The sequence below is a fragment of the Sulfitobacter sp. UBA4523 genome, assembly GCF_002388305.1.
GTDB classification, from domain to species: Bacteria; Pseudomonadota; Alphaproteobacteria; order Rhodobacterales; family Rhodobacteraceae; genus Sulfitobacter; species Sulfitobacter pontiacus.
This window is the reverse complement of sequence record NZ_DGMH01000022.1, coordinates 57,916-75,475: the sequence shown is the minus strand read 5'-3', so window position 1 is coordinate 75,475 and position 17,560 is coordinate 57,916. Positions and strand designations below refer to the sequence as shown.

Annotated in this window: 22 protein-coding genes; 9 read left to right on the top strand and 13 right to left on the bottom strand. The window is 60.5% G+C overall.

What is annotated here, in order from left to right; all coding sequences use genetic code 11:
• Both B3849_RS05095 and B3849_RS05090 read left to right on the top strand, forming a co-directional pair.
• Positions 1-853, top strand: an 853-nt coding sequence (locus B3849_RS05095; protein ID WP_286779884.1) for an FtsK/SpoIIIE domain-containing protein, incomplete at its 5' end; no start/stop codon positions are given.
• A 172-nt stretch (positions 854-1,025) separates the two neighbouring features.
• Positions 1,026-1,628 carry a LolA family protein gene (locus B3849_RS05090; RefSeq protein ID WP_005850339.1) on the top strand — a complete coding sequence of 201 codons (603 nt, stop codon included), beginning with the start codon at positions 1,026-1,028 and terminating at the stop codon, positions 1,626-1,628.
• A gap of 57 nt (positions 1,629-1,685) precedes the next feature.
• Here B3849_RS05090 and B3849_RS05085 read toward each other — a convergent pair whose 3' ends face one another.
• Positions 1,686-2,276, bottom strand: a complete 591-nt coding sequence (locus B3849_RS05085; RefSeq protein WP_174226590.1) for a lytic transglycosylase — start codon at positions 2,274-2,276, stop codon at positions 1,686-1,688.
• A gap of 71 nt (positions 2,277-2,347) precedes the next feature.
• Positions 2,348-3,229: an AEC family transporter gene (locus B3849_RS05080; RefSeq protein ID WP_278424907.1), complete on the bottom strand. Its 882-nt coding sequence runs from the start codon at positions 3,227-3,229 to the stop codon at positions 2,348-2,350.
• 84 nt (positions 3,230-3,313) lie between these two features.
• Between B3849_RS05080 and hspQ the strand changes: the two genes are divergently transcribed.
• Positions 3,314-3,640 carry a heat shock protein HspQ gene (gene hspQ, locus B3849_RS05075; RefSeq protein ID WP_005850331.1) on the top strand — a complete coding sequence of 109 codons (327 nt, stop codon included), beginning with the start codon at positions 3,314-3,316 and terminating at the stop codon, positions 3,638-3,640.
• A 37-nt stretch (positions 3,641-3,677) separates the two neighbouring features.
• Here the strand turns inward: hspQ and B3849_RS05070 are convergent, their stop codons facing one another.
• The 3 genes from B3849_RS05070 to B3849_RS05060 form a co-directional block, all read right to left on the bottom strand.
• Positions 3,678-5,255, bottom strand: coding sequence for a gamma-glutamyltransferase family protein (locus tag B3849_RS05070; protein WP_278374942.1), 1,578 nt, complete (start codon positions 5,253-5,255; stop codon positions 3,678-3,680).
• Positions 5,256-5,599: 344 nt separating this feature from the next.
• On the bottom strand, positions 5,600-6,079 hold the full coding sequence (locus B3849_RS05065) for an ATP-binding protein (protein ID WP_037942732.1): 480 nt from the start codon (positions 6,077-6,079) through the stop codon (positions 5,600-5,602).
• Complete coding sequence (locus tag B3849_RS05060) at positions 6,076-6,417, bottom strand: STAS domain-containing protein (RefSeq protein ID WP_074636394.1); 342 nt, start codon at positions 6,415-6,417, stop codon at positions 6,076-6,078. Before B3849_RS05060 ends, B3849_RS05065 begins: the two co-directional genes overlap by 4 nt.
• A gap of 87 nt (positions 6,418-6,504) precedes the next feature.
• Between B3849_RS05060 and B3849_RS05055 the strand changes: the two genes are divergently transcribed.
• From B3849_RS05055 to rarD, 4 genes are all read left to right on the top strand, one after another.
• Complete coding sequence (locus B3849_RS05055) at positions 6,505-7,677, top strand: thiolase family protein (RefSeq protein ID WP_278424906.1); 1,173 nt, start codon at positions 6,505-6,507, stop codon at positions 7,675-7,677.
• A 76-nt stretch (positions 7,678-7,753) separates the two neighbouring features.
• Entirely contained in the window at positions 7,754-8,209 is a 456-nt protein-coding gene (locus B3849_RS05050; protein WP_278424905.1) for a GAF domain-containing protein, read from the top strand.
• 35 nt (positions 8,210-8,244) lie between these two features.
• Positions 8,245-8,868 carry a LysE family translocator gene (locus B3849_RS05045; RefSeq protein ID WP_005850320.1) on the top strand — a complete coding sequence of 208 codons (624 nt, stop codon included), beginning with the start codon at positions 8,245-8,247 and terminating at the stop codon, positions 8,866-8,868.
• Between the two features lie 105 nt (positions 8,869-8,973).
• On the top strand, positions 8,974-9,900 hold the full coding sequence (rarD, locus tag B3849_RS05040; protein ID WP_278424904.1) for an EamA family transporter RarD: 927 nt from the start codon (positions 8,974-8,976) through the stop codon (positions 9,898-9,900).
• A 56-nt stretch (positions 9,901-9,956) separates the two neighbouring features.
• On the opposite strand, the gene B3849_RS05035 is transcribed toward rarD, so the two are convergent.
• Positions 9,957-10,367 (bottom strand): nuclear transport factor 2 family protein, encoded by a 411-nt coding sequence (locus tag B3849_RS05035; RefSeq protein WP_037942746.1) that lies wholly within the window; start codon positions 10,365-10,367, stop codon positions 9,957-9,959.
• A 59-nt stretch (positions 10,368-10,426) separates the two neighbouring features.
• Here B3849_RS05035 and B3849_RS05030 point away from each other — a divergent pair, with 59 nt between their 5' ends.
• A complete protein-coding gene (locus B3849_RS05030) occupies positions 10,427-11,074 on the top strand; it encodes an RluA family pseudouridine synthase (RefSeq protein WP_005850315.1) in 648 nt (215 codons plus the stop codon).
• A 75-nt stretch (positions 11,075-11,149) separates the two neighbouring features.
• Here the strand turns inward: B3849_RS05030 and B3849_RS05025 are convergent, their stop codons facing one another.
• Positions 11,150-12,589 carry an aldehyde dehydrogenase family protein gene (locus B3849_RS05025; RefSeq protein WP_005850313.1) on the bottom strand — a complete coding sequence of 480 codons (1,440 nt, stop codon included), beginning with the start codon at positions 12,587-12,589 and terminating at the stop codon, positions 11,150-11,152.
• Positions 12,590-12,754: 165 nt separating this feature from the next.
• Here B3849_RS05025 and B3849_RS05020 point away from each other — a divergent pair, with 165 nt between their 5' ends.
• Positions 12,755-13,408, top strand: coding sequence for a peroxiredoxin (locus tag B3849_RS05020; protein WP_037965330.1), 654 nt, complete (start codon positions 12,755-12,757; stop codon positions 13,406-13,408).
• Positions 13,409-13,417: 9 nt separating this feature from the next.
• On the opposite strand, the gene B3849_RS05015 is transcribed toward B3849_RS05020, so the two are convergent.
• The 6 genes from B3849_RS05015 to B3849_RS04990 all read right to left on the bottom strand — a co-directional run.
• On the bottom strand, positions 13,418-14,134 hold the full coding sequence (locus B3849_RS05015) for a glycosyltransferase family 25 protein (protein WP_278424903.1): 717 nt from the start codon (positions 14,132-14,134) through the stop codon (positions 13,418-13,420).
• A 43-nt stretch (positions 14,135-14,177) separates the two neighbouring features.
• Complete coding sequence (locus B3849_RS05010; RefSeq protein ID WP_005850307.1) at positions 14,178-14,978, bottom strand: substrate-binding domain-containing protein; 801 nt, start codon at positions 14,976-14,978, stop codon at positions 14,178-14,180.
• Positions 14,975-15,691, bottom strand: a complete 717-nt coding sequence (locus B3849_RS05005) for an energy-coupling factor ABC transporter ATP-binding protein (protein ID WP_005850305.1) — start codon at positions 15,689-15,691, stop codon at positions 14,975-14,977. The genes B3849_RS05010 and B3849_RS05005 overlap by 4 nt, the downstream gene beginning before the upstream one ends.
• Positions 15,685-16,389, bottom strand: a complete 705-nt coding sequence (locus B3849_RS05000; protein WP_037942756.1) for an ABC transporter permease — start codon at positions 16,387-16,389, stop codon at positions 15,685-15,687. The genes B3849_RS05005 and B3849_RS05000 overlap by 7 nt, the downstream gene beginning before the upstream one ends.
• A 40-nt stretch (positions 16,390-16,429) precedes the next feature.
• Positions 16,430-16,561 carry a hypothetical protein gene (locus tag B3849_RS04995; protein WP_005850301.1) on the bottom strand — a complete coding sequence of 44 codons (132 nt, stop codon included), beginning with the start codon at positions 16,559-16,561 and terminating at the stop codon, positions 16,430-16,432.
• Positions 16,562-16,618: 57 nt separating this feature from the next.
• A partial coding sequence (locus B3849_RS04990) for a formate dehydrogenase subunit gamma (RefSeq protein WP_286779883.1) occupies positions 16,619-17,560 on the bottom strand: 942 nt, incomplete at its 5' end.

Below are 17,560 nucleotides of genomic sequence, written 5' to 3'. Positions count from 1 at the left end.
CGTGGGCGAGATGGAAGAGCGCTATCGCAAGATGTCCAAGATGGGCGTGCGCAACATCGAAGGCTATAACGGTCGCGTCCGCGAGGCCCTGGCCAAGGGAGAGATGTTCAGCCGCACCGTCCAGACCGGCTTTGACGAGGATACGGGCGAGCCGATCTTCGAGACGGATGAATTCAAGCCCGAAGCGCTGCCCTATATCGTCGTGATCGTGGACGAGATGGCCGATCTGATGATGGTCGCGGGCAAAGAGATCGAAGCCTGCATCCAGCGTCTGGCACAGATGGCACGGGCATCGGGTATTCACCTGATCATGGCGACACAGCGTCCTTCGGTCGATGTCATCACCGGCACGATCAAGGCGAACTTCCCGACGCGGATTTCCTTCCAGGTGACCTCGAAAATCGACAGCCGCACAATTCTGGGCGAGATGGGGGCCGAACAGCTGCTTGGCATGGGTGACATGCTCTATATGGCGGGCGGGTCCAAGATCGTGCGCTGCCACGGCCCCTTTGTCAGCGACGAAGAGGTCGAAGAGATCGTGAACCACCTCAAGGCCTATGGTGAACCTGATTATGTGTCGGGTGTGGTCGAAGGGCCATCCGATGACCAAGAGGGCAACATCGACGCGGTTCTGGGTCTGGGCGGCAATACCGACAGCGAAGACGCGCAATATGACACGGCCGTGGCGATCGTGGCAAAAGACCGCAAATGTTCGACGTCCTACATCCAGCGGAAACTGGGCATCGGCTATAACAAAGCCGCGCGTCTGGTCGAACAGATGGAGGACGCGGGCCTTGTTTCGCCTGCCAACCACGTGGGCAAGCGCGAGATCCTGATACCAGAGCAGGGGTAGCGCGCAAAATTAATCGGAACGTCATTGCGACGCCGGGGGTTGGCTTGGGAACAGGCGAGCCCCTTTTGCATTTCGGGCGTGTTAGGCGATATCCTGCTGCGTGATATCGTATATCATGACGCGAAGCCCTATGTCGAAGGCAAGGCACTGGAATAAGAATAGGAAGACTATGATGCGTTTTGTTACCACCACCGTTCTGGCCATTGGTCTGGGGTTGGCAGCTGTGATGCCCGCCGCCGCCGACAAACTGCCGCTGAACGCGATTTCCGGCTATCTTAACGATCTGAAAACCGCCAAGGGCGAATTCACCCAGATCAACGACGACGGCTCGATCAGCACCGGCACGATCTACATCAAACGTCCGGGCAAAGTGCGGTTTGAATACAACGCACCGGATTCGGGGATTGTCGTGGCGGGCAGCAATACGGTTGTGATTTACGACAAGAAATCCAACCAACCGGCAGAGACATACCCTCTGTCCAAAACGCCGCTGTCGATCATTCTGGCCGCGAATGTGAACCTGGGGCAGGCCAAGATGGTGACGGGGCATAACTATGACGGCACCGCAACCACCGTGCGCGCCCAAGACCCCGCGCATCCTGAATATGGCAATATCGAGCTGAAGTTCACCGGCAACCCGGTCGAGCTGCGCCAGTGGATCATCAACGACGGCAACGGCACCAAGACCACCGTGGTTCTGGGCGACCTGCAAAAGGGCGGCAGCCTGCCCAACAAACTGTTTGACGTCGGCAGCCCCGGTCAGGTGAACCGCTAACGAAAAAGGGCCCCGAACATACGTTCGGGGCCCTTTCTTTATCCGGTGTTGGTCAGCTTACCAACGTGACAGGCGACACCCTGCAATCTGCTGCTGGTACATATCGGAGCGCGCACGCACCTTGCGGGCCACGGCGACCAGCCAGGGTTTCGAATTATAGCTTTGGCGCGCATAGCCTGTGTTGCCTTCGTGATAGGCCAGATACTGGTTTTCCGCGTCATGCAGGGGGATGCCGTTCTTGTCGCGGCTCTTGTTCATGTACCACCCCATGAAATCCGACGCGTCGTTGATCCGGTCGCGCTTGGCGCGGAAACCGCCAGCTTCGGCCAGATATTCATCCCATGTCGCATCAAGCGCCTGGCTGTAGCCAAAGGCGCTGGACTGGCGGCCCATGGGGATCACGCCGATGACATAGCGGAACGGCGTACGGGCGTCCGCGATGAATTTGCTTTCCTGATGGATCGTCGCCATCTGCACATGGACAGGCACGCCCCAACGGCGTTCAGCTGCACGGAATGCGCGGTAATATTCTGGGCGCTCTTTGAGAATCGCACATGCGTTATCAAGGTCTCGTGGGGCACTGGTCGGACCGCCACTACATGATGCCAAAAGCACAGCAATTATCAGGGCGCAAAAGGTTCTGCTCATCGGCCTCTCGCTTTTATCGTGTTTTTATTACATTTAGTTTATCAGATTGCCCTGCCGACGCCCACCAGAAATTACAGCAGAAACCCCAGCATAAGCGGTAAAGCGGCAACCGATAGCACGGTAGAGACGACAACCAGCCCCGCGACAGACTGCGCGTCCGCACCGTATTTCTCTGCCAGCAGGTAGGATGTCACCGCCACCGGTGTCGCGACCTGCAAGACCAGCACGCCAAACGCGATTTTATCAAGGTCAAAGAACCAGCCTGCCAAGGCGGCGATGCCAATGCAGATCGCAAGCTTGATCAGTGACAACACCACCGCGCGGCCGATCCCGCCGGGGGACAGCCGTGCCACGGCAACGCCCAATGTGATCAGCATAATCGGGATCGCCATCTGACCGAGCAAGGACAGCGTATTGGTCAGAAACACCGGCGTTTCCCAGCCTTGCACCAGAAACAATGCGCCCAATGCCGTGCCCCAGACCAGCGGTTCACGGATGACTTTCCCGAACGAGCCAGACCCCGCCACCAGCCAGATGCCGAAGGTGAACGACCATATGGCCATAATGGCAAAGACCACAACGGCGTAACCCAACCCCGTGTCGCCAAAGGCAAAAAGCGCGAGCGGCAGACCCAGATTGCCGGTATTCCCGAAGATCATCGGGGCCAGATACGTCCGCCGGTTCAACCCGAACACGCGCACGATCACCGCAGCCAGCAGCGTCACCCCGCCATAGGCCGCCACTGTCGCCAATGACAAAGCGCTCAGCGCGGCGGGGTCGATCTGCGTTGTCATCAGCGACACGAAAATCAGACAGGGCACCGATAGGGTCATCGCCAGCTGGGTCACAAACTGGATGCGATACTCGAACCCCAGCTTTACCCAGGCAAAGCCGACCCCCGCGAGCAGGAACACAGGAGCCACAATTTCAAGCACTGTCAGGACGAGGTTCACAAACTGTTTCCTTGGTTGCGCGTCGCAGGATTGGACAAAAGCCCCTTGAAGGGACTACGAACGAACGGTAGGTGCACCGATGTTATGATAAGAACGCGCGCGAAATACCACTTGGGCCAGATCGTCCGGCACAAAAAACATCCTTTCCGAGGGGTGATTTTTGACGTGGACCCCGAATTTGCCAATACCGAAGAATGGTACGAGGCTATTCCCGAAGACAGCCGCCCCGAGAAAGACCAGCCCTATTATCACCTGCTGGCCGAAAACGAACAAAGCTATTACGTGGCCTATGTGTCCGAGCAGAACCTCGTGGCCGATTACTCGGGCGAACCTGTGGACCATCCTGATATCCCCGATCTCTTCGGCCCGTTCACCGATGGGGCCTATCCGCTGCACTTCCAGCTGAACTGAGGCAAAGCGTGGGTGACCCGCGCCCTGCCACCCTGTTTCAATAGCCCAGGGCACACCCATCCTTGCGCGCGTCGCTCGCCCCCTCCAGCAAACCGTTGTCATGCAGCTGGATCGCCTGCGCGCCGCCGATGGCTGTGGCCGGAATTTCGACCTTATGCCCCATCTCGGCCAGCTCGGCGCGGACCGCATCGCTATAGCCGCGTTCGACCTTGAGGATGCCATTGTCTGAAAACGCGCGGGGGGCGTCGATGGCGGCCTGAGGGTCTAGCCCGAAATCCGTCAGGTTAGAGACAAACCGCGCGTGGCCATTGGGCTGGTAGGCCCCGCCCATCACACCAAACGGCATGATGACCTTACCGTCGCGTTTGATCATCCCCGGAATGATCGTATGCATCGGCCGCTTGCCGCCCTTCAGCTCGTTCGCGTGCCCTTGGTCAAGGGTGAAACCAGCACCGCGGTTTTGCAGCAGGATACCGAATTTATCCGACGCGATGCCCGACCCGAAACCGTGGAAGATCGAATAGATCAACGACACGGACATCCCATCCTTGTCCACCACGGTGATATAGATCGTATCCTTATGCACCGCCTCTGACAGGGCGACGGGGTCGGGCATGGCTTTCTTCGGGTCGATCAACGCCGCCAGCTCTCGCGCCGTTTCGGGCGCAAGCATATGGGCCAGACGTGCGGTATGGTCCGGGTCCGCCAGAAAACGATTGCGCGCATCATACGCCAGCTTGGCGGTTTCCGCCTCGATATGCACACGCTCCGCGCCCCAAGGATCCATGGATGCAATGTCGAAATGCGACAGCATGTTCATCATCAACAGTGCCGTGGCCCCCTGACCGTTCGGCGCATGTTCCAGCACCTCAACGCCCTGATAAGTGGAGGCAAGGGGCTCACCGGGGGTGCAAGCGGTGGCGGCGAAATCCTCTGCCGTGTGCTTGCCCCCCATCGCATTGAGAGAGGCGACGATATCTTCGGCCACCTCACCCGCATAGAAGGCATCGCGCCCGTCCTTGGCGATGCGACGCAGGACTTCGGCCTGACCGGGGGCGCGGAAGATGTCGCCGGTCTTTGGGGCCTCGCCGCCGGTCAAATAGAAATCGCGTGCGGCCCCCTGCAATGTGCCCGCATCATTACCCCAATCAAAGGCAACACGTGCCGCGACGGGCACGCCTTCTTCGGCATAGCGGATCGCCGGGGCAAGAATCGTGTCCAGACCCATGGTGCCGATGGTGTCGGACAGGTGGCAAAACGCGTCGATCGCGCCGGGTATGGTCACGGCATGGGCGCTGCGCAGCGGTACCGTCTTTTCACCAGCGTCCCGCAAATGGGCGGCATCCAACGCAGCAGGGGCGCGGCCCGATCCGTTCAGCGCGTGCACCTCGTCGCTGCCCGCTGGCGAATACAGCACAAAGCAATCCCCGCCGATTCCGGTCATCTGCGGCTCGCAAATCCCCAGCAGCACGGCACCGGCAATCGCGGCATCCATCGCGTTGCCGCCCCGCTCAAGAATATCGACAGCGGTCTTTGCGGCCAAAGGATGGGACGTGGCACACATGCCATTGCTCGCCAGAACGGGGGATCGTCCGGGAAGGTGAAAGTCGCGCATGTCATTGGCCTCAGGTTGCTGTCATCGGCCTGAACGTAGCGCGGTGCAGGACGGGCGGGCAATCACTAAAGGGCAGTTGGGCACTTAAAGGGGAGCTGGGTACATGAAGGGGGATTGGGCACAGTGAATGTGCCTCGGCGTTGCGTACTGGGTGGGGGCTATTAAAACGCAACGCCGAGGGAAGCCATATGCAGCTACAGAACCGACGTTGCCCGCAAAGCTGGGCGGAATTATGAAACCTTTGAGGCGCTATTGCGGAGCGTTGCTTCAAGCTGCCCCAAAGGTGACCAACACTTAACCCTTGGCCGCAAAGGCCCCCCTAATAGCGGTCCCCCGTGCCCAGCTTATCCCGCGGCAAGCGGAATGCGCAGCGCCAGCAGGTTCATATCGCCGGTGCGCGAATATTCCAGCTCGCAGCTCAGCAACCGGATCAGGCTCCAGCCGAATCCACCTTCGGGCAGTTCGTCAGCAAGTTTCAGCACATCGAATGCTTCACCCGGGGGGAGGGTGAACCCCGGCATCGGTTTGCCCAGATCGGTGATGCGAAACCGCAAGTCATCAGGCGCATAGGCCCCGCGCACCCCGATTAACCCCGCTTGGGGCAATCCGGCATAGGCGTGTTCGACCACGTTATTCAACGTCTCGGCCAGCACCAGTTCCACAATCTCGAGGTTTTCTTGCGATAGTCCCCGATCGGCCAGTTCTGTGCGGATATGTCCAAGGGCCGCGCGTACCGCATCGGCAGAGGCTTCCAACGTCACCTCGAACCCATAGGGGGTATCCGCCTGACCCACTGTGCCTTCGTTCCGGTTCGGGGCGCTCATGCGGGCACCTGCGCGGCCAATGCGGCGTCCAATGTGGGGAAAAGGGGAAAAACGCTGTCCATCCGCGTCAATCGAAACACCCGATCAACCGAGGGCGTCAGCCCCGCCAGCGTCAGGCTGCGGTCCGGCAACAGAAGTTTCAGCGTCGCCACCACCGCGCCAAGCCCGCTGGAATCAATAAAGGTCACCTGCCCCAGATCCAGAATAACCACCGGTGGCCCATCTTCGATCATATCCCGCATGGCTTCTTTAAAGGCGCGGGCAACGGCGGCATCAATACGGTCTTCCATGACGGATATGATTTGCAGCTGCCCTTCTGTTCTGGTTGAGAGTTTCATATGGTCATCTCCAAGGTGTCCCGGACGCCAGAAGACATAGCGCCGATACCTTACCAAAAGATGATCATTTCCCGGGGAGGGGACGAAATGGAAAAAGTCGTGATAGCAGGGGCTGCGCGGACGCCGATGGGCGGGTTTCAGGGGGCTTTTGCCGATCTGACCGCGGCCGATCTGGGGGGGCATGCGATCAAGGCGGCGCTGGACGGTGCCGGCACCAATACCGTGGACGAGGTGCTGATGGGCTGTGTGTTGCCCGCAGGGCAGGGCCAAGCCCCCGCGCGTCAGGCCGGCTTCAAGGCAGGTCTGGGCGAAGAGGTGCCGGCGACAACGCTGAACAAGATGTGCGGCTCGGGGATGAAGGCGGCGATGATCGCCTTCGACCAGATCTCCTTGGGTCAGACCGATACCATGATCGCCGGCGGGATGGAGAGCATGACAAACGCGCCCTATGTGCTGCCGAAAATGCGCGGCGGCGCGCGGTTGGGGCACGGTCATGTGATCGATCACATGTTCCTCGACGGGTTGGAAGACGCCTATGACAAGGGCCGCCTGATGGGCACCTTTGCCGAAGACTGCGCCGAGACCTTTCAATTCACCCGCGCCGTGCAGGATGACTATGCGCTGGCCTCCCTGTCCCGCGCGCTTGACGCGCAAAGCAGCGGCGCGTTCGACGGCGAGATCGCAGCGGTTGATCTGAAATCGCGTAAAGGGTCGGTCACCATCTCGGCGGATGAACAGCCCGGCAACGCACGGCCCGAGAAGATCCCCGAACTCAAACCCGCCTTCCGCGAGGGCGGCACAGTAACGGCGGCGAATGCGTCTTCCATCTCGGACGGGGCGGCGGCATTGGTGCTGGCATCTGAAACAGCAGCCAAATCCCAAGGGTTGAATGTCCGCGCGCATATCCTCGGCCACGCCAGTCACGCGCAGGCACCGGGGCTTTTCACCACCGCGCCCGTACCGGCGGCGCAGAAACTGCTGGATCGGTTGGGCTGGCAGAAAGACGACGTTGATCTGTGGGAAGTGAACGAGGCCTTTGCCGTCGTGCCACTGGCCTTCATGCATGAAATGGGGCTGTCCCATGACATCGTGAACGTGAACGGCGGTGCCTGTGCGCTTGGCCACCCCATCGGAGCCTCTGGCGCGCGCATTATCGTGACCCTGCTGAACGCACTGGAAAAGCGCGGGCTGAAACGGGGTATCGCGGCGATCTGCATTGGCGGCGGTGAAGGCACCGCGATTGCGATCGAACGTCCCTGATTTTCCAAATGGTCTAAATCCTCGGGGGTCGGGGGGCAGACAGCCCCCCGGTCCGACAGTAACAAAAGGCACTTTTATGCGCGTTGACTATCCTACCCTCTCCAAAACCCTCCACGCTTTGACCGACGGCGAAACCGACAGCGTGGCGCTGATGGCCACCGTCGCCTGCGAGGTGCACCACGCCGACGACCGCTTTGACTGGACGGGGTTCTACCGTGTGACCGCGCCAGAGCTGCTTAAGATCGGGCCCTATCAGGGCGGGCATGGCTGTCTGGTGATCCCCTTTGCGCGTGGGGTGTGCGGGGCCGCCGCGCGCACGGGCGAAACGCAGCTGGTTGCGGATGTGGATGCCTTTCCGGGCCACATCGCCTGCGCGTCCTCCACGCGGTCTGAACTGGTCCTGCCCGTCTGGAACGGCGCCGGAGAGCTGCTGGGTGTCTTTGATATCGACAGCAACCAGCCCGCCGCGTTTGACCAGACCGACGCCGACGCACTCGCCGCGATTCTGAAATCTGTTTTCGCAAACGTCTAGGCCGGTGATCCTGCCCGTCGATCAAAGGAAATGTCATGAGCTTTGACGCTTGGCTCGTGTTTGCCCTGTTCTGGGTGGTGTTTGTCACCACGCCGGGGCCGAACGCGGTGAACTGTATCAGCAACGGGATGAACCTGGGCTTTGCGCGGGCGATGGTCGGGGTGCTGGCGATCCTGACGCAGGCCTCGCTGTTTCTGGCGCTGTCAGCGATTGGCGTGACGGCGCTGTTGACAGCCTCGGCCACGGGGTTCTTTGTGGCCAAGATGATCGGGGCAGGGTTTCTGATCTATCTGGGCGTGCGCGGGCTGGTCCTGGCGGGCAAGCCCGTGGTGATGGAGGATCGTCCCGCCGCGTCGGTCTATTGGCGTGCCTTTGCGATTGCGACGATCAACCCGAAATCGGTCGCCGGATATCTTGCGGCCTTCAGCCAGTTCGTGCAGCCGGATGTCCCGATCTGGGACCAGATGATCGTGATCGTGCCGACGGCGCTGACCCTGACCGCGGCCAGCTATACCGGGTTTACAGCGCTTGGGGCGGGGCTGGGGCGGGCTGCCTTGGGGGCGGTGTTCAACGTCTGGTTCCGCCGCGTGATGGCGGTCAGCTTTATCATCTACGGGGTGCTGTTGGGCAGCGCGCATACGCCGATGCCTAAGGGGTGATCAAGGGCTGATCTTGCGCGCCTGTGGGGCAAGTGCCCTTGGGTCAGTCTTTCCCTCTGGTCCCTGCGGTCCTGCGGGCGTAAGCAGACCCCAAGGAGACACGATATGCGCAACCCAGATACCCTTTCCAACACCCAGCCCGCCCCGCCCGAGGACACGCCCCAAGGGCTTGCCTTTGCGATCGGGGCCTATGGTCTTTGGGGGTTTCTGCCGCTGTACATGAAGGCCATCGCCCATATTCCTGCGGCAGAGATCGTCGTGCATCGGGTCATCTGGTCAGTGCCCGTGGGCGCATTGGTGCTGATCCTACTGGGGCGCACCGCCACCCTGCGCGAGGCGTTCCGGTCGCCGCGCACCTTGGCGATGGGCTGTGTCACGGCGACGCTGATCTCGGTCAACTGGGGCATCTACATCTGGGCGGTGAACTCGGGTCATGCGCTGGACGCGGCCTTGGGCTATTACATCAACCCGTTGTTCAGCATCTTGCTGGGGGCGCTGCTGCTGGGGGAACGTCTGTCGAGACTTCAGCTTGCGGCAATCGGGTTGGCAGCCGTCGCCGTCGCGATCCTGACGCTTGATTCCGGTCGCTTCCCTTGGGTCGCGCTGAGCCTGACATTCACCTTCGGCCTGTATGCGCTGGCGAAAAAGCGGCTGCCGATCGGGCCGAACCAGGGTTTCCTGCTTGAGGTCCTGATCCTGCTCGCTCCTGCGCTGGCTTATCTGGTTTACCTGATTATGACGGGGCAAAACCACTTTGGTCAGGGCGTGCCGTTTAATACGTGGATGCTGGTGGGCTGCGGCGTGGTCACGGCGGTGCCGTTGATCTTTTATGCCAACGGAGCCAAGCGGCTGCGGCTGTCGACCATCGGTATCTTGCAGTATATCGCGCCGACGATGATCCTCCTTTGCGCTGTGCTGGTCTTTGACGAACCCTTTGGGCGCGCGCGCATGATTGCCTTTCCGCTGATCTGGGGTGCGCTGGTGATCTATTCGATCTCGCTGTTCCGGCAGATGCGGCACAAACCGGCGTGACAAGGGGGGAGGAGGGGCGCAGACATGTCGCGCCCCTCGATCATTATATCATTCGCTCAGGACAGCGCGTCCTTGAAGGCGAGGAAGCTGGGGTCTTTCATCACCCGTGCGTTCATCGCCTCACGTAGGGCACCGATGGATTTATAGGGGCGCATCACCACCTCGAATTTGGCGATCAGACCGTCGTCACCCAAGGTGATCAGATCGACGCCAACGGCATCCAGATCCCCGATCTTGCACTGGAACTCCAGCGCCCAATCTGTCCCTTCCCCCATGATCCGGCGGTATTTGAAATCGCTAAAGACATTGCCGACGTGCCCCAGAACCGCTGCCACAGGGGCGCGGCCGGTCCAGGTCTTGTAATATGTCGGCGGCATGAAGGTGACGTCTTCCGCCAGCAGCGGGGCGATCTTTTCCGAATCCCCCTTGGCGACAACATCAATCATCTTGGTAATAGTAGGATGCATTCCGGGTCCTTTGGTACAGATTGGCTTGAAAACCTACCCTACATCTGAGACGGACACTTATGGAAACAGAATATAATCCGCCCCAAGATCCGCTGGTTGTCCTGCATGAAGACGCCGAAGTGTTGCTTGTCGACAAGCCCGCGGGCTTGCTGTCGGTGCCGGGCAAGGGGCCGCATCTGGCCGATTGTCTCATCGCGCGGGTGCAGGATGCATTTCCGGACGCGCTGCTGGTGCATCGTCTGGATCGGGACACCTCAGGCGTGATGATCTTTGCGCTGACGCCCCATGCGCAGCGCCATCTGGGATTGCAGTTTGAAAAGCGGATGACGCGCAAGACCTATGTCGCGCGGGTCTGGGGGGTACCGCAGGAAAAGACCGGCACCATCGATCTGCCGCTGATCGTGGATTGGCCGAACCGCCCGCGCCAGATGGTCTGCCATGAAACGGGTAAACCCGCACAAACCGACTGGCGTGTGCTGAAAGACGAAGGCGACACCGCGCGGGTGCGCCTTAGCCCCAAGACAGGGCGCAGCCATCAGCTGCGGGTGCATATGCTGAGCCTCGGCCATCCGATTCTGGGCGATCCGTTTTACGCCACGGGGCCCGCGTTGGCGTATCCGCGCCTGATGCTCCATTCAGAGGAGCTGCGGTTCAACCATCCTCAGGGCGGGCATTCGACCAAGATCCGTGCCAAGGCACCGTTCTAAAGGCCATAGGGCGCAGACGAGAAAGGCCACCCCGTAGGGTGGCCTTGGTTTTTTACAGCGTGTCCGAAGGACAGCTTATTCAGCGGCCCAACCCGAGACGGCCTTGATCTCGGTAAAGTCCTCGATCCCGTACATACCACCCTCGCGGCCATTGCCCGATTGCTTCATGCCGCCAAAGGGCGACCCTGCGGCGCGGCTTTGGCCGTTCATCTCGACCATGCCCGACCGCAGCTGACGCGCCAGACGGTTGCGACGCTCGCCATCTTGCGACTGGACATAGTTGGTCAGGCCGTAAACCGTGTCATTGGCGATCTGGACCGCTTGCTCTTCGCTGTCGAACTTCATGATCGACAGAACCGGCCCAAAGATTTCCTCGCGCGCGATGGTCATGTCGGGGGTCACGTCAGCAAAAACGGTGGGTTTGACAAAGAACCCGCGGTTCAACCCGTCGGGACGTCCGGTGCCGCCCGCAACCAAACGCGCGCCTTCGTCGATACCCTTCTGGATCAGGTCCTGAATCTTGTTGAACTGCGATTCATTGACCACGGGGCCGATATGACGCCCATCTTCGGAGGCAGGACCAACGGTAACCTGCGACGCCACAGCGCCTGCTTCTTCGACGGCTTTGTCATAGACATCCGACTGCACCAGCATACGGCTGGGGGCGTTACACGACTGACCAGTGTTGTTCATCATGTGCAGCACGCCGCGTTTGACAGCCTTGTCATCCGCATCGTTGAAAATGATGTTCGCGCCTTTGCCTCCCAGTTCAAGGTGGACCTTTTTCAGCGTATCCGCCGCCGCTTTCGAGATCAGCGTGCCCGCGCGGGTGGAGCCGGTGAAGCTGATCATGTCGATGTCTTTATGCGACGACATCTGGCTGCCGACACCGACGCCATCGCCGTTCACAAGGTTGAATACCCCTTTGGGGAAGCCTGCCTCGTCGATCAACTCTGCAAAGATCATCGCGTCCAGCGGGCTTTCCTCGGAAGGTTTCAGCACCATCGTGCAGCCCGACACGATCGCCGCGCCGACCTTGAGCGTGATCTGGTTCATCGGCCAGTTCCACGGCGTGATCAGACCGGCAACGCCCACGGCTTCGCGGATGATCCGGTCATTCGGGGCGTGATCGCCAAGCGGCTGTTCGAATTTGAACTCTTTCGCGGCCTTGATGAAGTTGCTCAGGTGATAAGAACCGGCACCAACCTGCGACGTGCGGGCCAGATCCATCGGCGCACCCATGGCCGTGCTCATCGCTTTGGCCAGATCCTCGGCGCGGGCCTGATAGACCTCTAGCAGCTTTTCCAGCAGGGCGATGCGTTCCGCCGGAGGCGTCGCCATCCAGCCGGGCAGGGCGGCCTTGGCAGCGGCAACCGCGGCATCGGTATCCGCCTGATCCCCAAGCGAGATGACCGCGCAGGGCTCCTCTGTGGTGGGGTCGATCACGTGATAGTCATTCGGCTTGGCGGGGGATACCCATTCACCGTTGATGTAAAACTCGCGCTTCTCCAGCATGGGAAAACTCCTTTTGTCATGCGGTGCCGGGGACGTTTCCCCCAGCCTGTTGCGCGTACCATGTCACCACATCTGGGGACCCGCAAGTGAGGGGGTGAAACCGGCAGCGCAACGTCTTACATAAGTGGAGAACGACAAACCGAAACCATGAAGCCGGAGAATATTATGTCCTTGCGCATCAACGATACCATCCCCGATCTGACTGTCGAAACCGATCAGGGCACGATCAGCCTGCACGACTGGGTGGGCGACAGCTGGGCGATCCTTTTTTCGCACCCAAAGGATTTCACGCCGGTCTGCACCACCGAATTCGGGGCAGTCGCACAGCTTGCCGACGAATGGGAAAAGCGCGGCACCAAGGTGATGGGCATTTCCGTGGACGGTGTTGAAGAGCACAAGAAATGGAAAGGCGATATCGAGACCTTCGCCGGTGCCAAAGCGGGCTTTCCGATCATCGCGGATAACGACCTGACCGTTGCCAAAGCCTTCGACATGCTGCCCGCCGACGCTTATCTGCCCGATGGCCGCACCCCCAACGACAGCGCCACAGTCCGCGCCGTGTTCATCATCGGGCCGGACAAGCAGCTGAAGCTGTCGATGACCTACCCGATGACCGTGGGCCGCAACTTTGCCGAGGTTCTGCGCGCGCTGGACGGCTTGCAAACCTCGACCGGAAAGGGCGTGGCGACACCGGCGAACTGGAATGTGGGCGACGACGTGATCATCCCCGCGACCCTGTCGGACGATGACGCCAAGGCGAAGTTCGGCGATTTCAACAAGATCCTGCCCTACCTGCGCACCACCAAAGCGCCCAGCTAAGCGCGGATCTCAGGCTTTCTGAGGTCGCAATTTAACCTGCGTGCGATACCACGCCCGCTTGAATTCCCGCATCAGCTTGCCGCTGGTGCGGGTTTTTTGCTGGATGGTTGACCCGCCGATCTGGTTGGCGATTTCGCTTAGCCCATTGGGAAGCAGGGCGTGGAGCTTTTGCCCTGTCACCCAATGCATCTGCAGCCATGTATCGACAGGGCGGTCAATCTGGGTCGATCCGTCAAGCAAGCGCTGCGCCGCGTCACGCCCCACCACCTGACAGCAACACTGCAAGCCGATCCGCTTGGGCAGGATCAACGCCATATCGCCGTCGCGCGCCACGACATCTGCGGGCAGCTCTCGCATCTTGGGCGGCAGGCGCAGGTACATATCGGGCGTCATATTCTGGTGGATAAGCTGTAACGCGCGGTCCAGCTCTGGCCGCGACACGGCGAGGTCATCCTCGACAATCATCGCGTAATCCCAGCCCTGATCGACGATCATCTGCCAGCATTTGCGATGGCTTTGAAAGACGCCGATCTCGGCCGGTGTCAGGGCGAAGGGATAGGACGGGCTGTGCAGGTTGCCAGAGTGGGTGCGCACATCTGCGACCTGCGTAGGGTCGCGGCCATTTACCGCTTCGACGACCTGCGCATCGGGCAGATCCTGCAGCAACCGCGCGACATTGGCGTGCCGCGCGGTGCTGGTGGACATATGGATGATCAATGATTTCATACGGTTTGATACCGCGCTTGACGAGGTTCTCAAACCGTTTAAATCACTGCTCGGCGTTAAAGGTGAACAGCTTTTCGCCGTTGATCGTATAGCTGTCGATCAGGTCTTTGGCGCGGTCGCCGACCAGCCAGTCTTCCAACTGGGCCGCGGCGTCTTTGTTCACATGCGCATGCTTTTCGGGGTTCACGGGAATATAGGCGTATTGGTTGAACAGCACCGGATCGCCTGCAAAGAGGATTGCCAGATCGGCCTTGTTGTCAAAGTTCAGCCAGCTTGCGCGGTCGGACATGATATAGGCCCCCATCCCTGCAGCGGTGTTGAGGCTCGCGCCCATGCCCGCGCCGACAGCTTTGTACCATTCACCGAATGTCGCGGGGTCCAGATCAGCACCGGCCCAAAGCGAGAGTTCTTTCTTATGGGTGCCGCTGTCGTCGCCACGGCTCACGAAAGGGGCCTCGGCGGCTTCGATCTTGACCAGCGCGTCCTTCGCAGCCTCTGCGTCTTTGATCGCGGCGGGGTCGTCATTTGGGCCGATCAGGACGAAATCATTATACATGATCTCGCGGCGGTGGGTGCCATAGCCGTCGGCGACAAAGGCCTCCTCGGCTTTCTTGGAGTGTACCAGAATGGCATCGACGTCGCCTGCTTCGCCCAAGCGCAAGGCTTGACCGGTGCCGACGATCAGCAGTTGCACGTCAAGGTCGAGATCTTCTTTGATGGCGGGCAGCAGAACGTCGGACAGACCAGAATTGTTGAAGGACGTGGTGACAGCCATTTTCATGGTGTCCGCCTGCGCAGCCGTGGTGCCAAGTGCGAGAACAAGAGCGGTAATCAAGGATTTCATATCAAAATATCTCCATTCAGGAACGATTTGAATTCCGGGGTCTGCGGGGCGTCAAACGCATCGGGCGCCGGGCCAGCCTCGTGAATGCGACCTTTAAACAGAAACAATATTTCAGTTGCAAGGCGCCGCGCCTGACCCAGATCATGGGTCGCCATCACGATGCGCGTCCCTGAGTGATGGGCAGACTGCAACAGCGCCTCTATATCCTTGACGGAGCGGCCATCAAGATTGGCGCAGGGCTCATCCAGCAGCAGCATCTCGGGGGTGCGGATCAAGGCGCGGGCGAGGGCGAGCTTTTGTTTCTCGCCACCGGACAACCCCGTCGCGGGGCGATCCAGCGCGGGCGTCAGGCCGATACGAGCCGCCCAAGCCTCTACTGCTTTGTTCACCTGCGCCTTGGGCTGACCGAGTATCGCCAGAGGATAGCCCAGATTGGCGCGCACCGACCGGCGCAGCATCACGGGGCTTTGGAAGACATAGGCCTGTCGCATCCGCGCAAGGTCATCCGGAACGGCCCATGTGACCGCGCCCGTCGACAGCCGTTCAAGGCCGTGCAGCGCCTTGAGGAATGTCGTCTTGCCCGCACCATTGGGCCCCAGCAGGATCGTGAAGCCGGTTTTGCCAAGGGTCAGGTCCACGGGGCCCAGCAATCGCTTGCCGCGGCGGCTGACGCTGACATCGCGCATATGGGCGGGCAGCAGGGGGGTCACCATCTGCCCTCTCTTTCTGTGCGCGACAGGGCGTGGATGATCAGGTTCACACTCAGCGCCAGCGCGATCAGCACAAAGCCCAGACCAAGCGCCAGTGCGAAATCACCCTTGCCGGTTTCCAGCGCGATGGCGGTGGTCAGCACGCGGGTGGCGTGGTCGATATTGCCGCCCACGATCATGATCGCGCCGACCTCGCCGATGGCGCGGCCAAAGCCTGCCAACGCCGCCGTCAACAAGGCCCGCCGCCCGTCCGAAATCAGCGTCAGGATGCGCCGCGTCGGGGTGGTGTTCAGCGAAATCAGCAGATCGTGGTATTCGGCCCAAAGATCACGCATCGCCTGATGGGTGATAGAGGCGATGAGCGGCGTGATAATGATCACCTGCGCAATGATCATCGCCGTCGGCGTGAACAGCAGCCCCAGCACCCCGAAGGGACCGGCGCGCGACAGCAGCAGATAGACGATCAACCCCACCACGACGGGCGGCAGACCCATGAGAGAGTTCAGCACCGCAATCGCGGTACGGCGGAAGCGGAAACGGCGGATGGCGAGCCATGTGCCGAAGGGCAGCGCGATGGTCGAGGCAATGACCAGCGCCGTCAGGCTGACCTGCAACGACCTGAGCGTAATCTCGATCAGATCGGGATCGCCGGTGACAACCAGCCAGAACGCAGAAGAAAGGCCCGCCCAGATATCATTCATCGGGCGGGCCGTCGGAGTTTGCTATGCATAGGATGCGGTCTTAGTCGCCCAGCCGGACATTGCGATCAGAGGAGGTCTGCTCGGCCGCGGAGAACCCTGCGTTGTCCAACGCAAAGTTCATGCCCGCAGCAAGGATGACCAAGGCGACGATGGCAGTGATAAAAGCTTTCATTCCGTACCTCGTTGATGCGCATTGGCACGTTGGGTGGGGGGCGTTGGGTGCATCATATCACTCTGCCGGCTGCGTGCCAGAGGCAGGTTTACCCTGCTTCGCGACAACTTCGTCGGCCCAGATGCTGTGGTGCTCGCGCGCCCATTCAAGATCGACATCGCCCGACCCCATCGCCTCGAACGCGCCTTCCATGCCGAGTGTCCCGATATAGATATGCGCGATGATCACAGCCATCAGGACAAAGCTGATAACGGCGTGCCACAGCTGGGCGTATTGCATTTCCTCTTGCGGGGTCAGCGTGGCGTCTATTGTGCCAAGCCCCAACAGTTGCGGCACGCCCATGTCATTCAACAGCGCCAGCGTAGGTTCGAACATCGTCAATTCGAACGGGAAGAGCAGCGAAATACCCGAGACAGAGATCGAGGTGCCCAGAATGATGACGGCCCAGAAGATCAGCTTCTGACCGGCGTTGAACTTCTTGGCGGGGGGGTGACCCTTGCCGAAGATCCCGCCGCCCTTGAGGATCCAGTTGATGTCTGTGCGATCCGGTAGATTGTGGACGATCCACATGACGAACACCATCACCAGCCCTAGCATAAAGGCCCATGACACGTTGTTGTGGATCCACTTGCCCGCGATGGCGAAGGTCGAAAACGCCTCGTGCCCGAACAGCGGGATCAGCAGTTTACGCCCCGCAAGCGATAGCAGACCGGTGATGGCCAGCAGGATGAACGAGCTTGCGATCAGCCAGTGGCCGAAGCGTTCGATGAATTTGAACCGTTCGATGGTGATACCCGCGCGCCCGTGTTCGATACGGATACGTCCGCGGATCAGATAGAAAATCGCCATCAGCACGACGGTGACTCCCAACAGCAGGCTGCCATAGGTCAGCAGCGGGCCGTGTCGGAAGTTCAGCCACCACATGCCACCGTCCTGCATCAGCACCTTGGCCGCAGGTCCGCGGTTGCTGGCGCGCGCGTCGGGCAGGGCGTCCGCCCG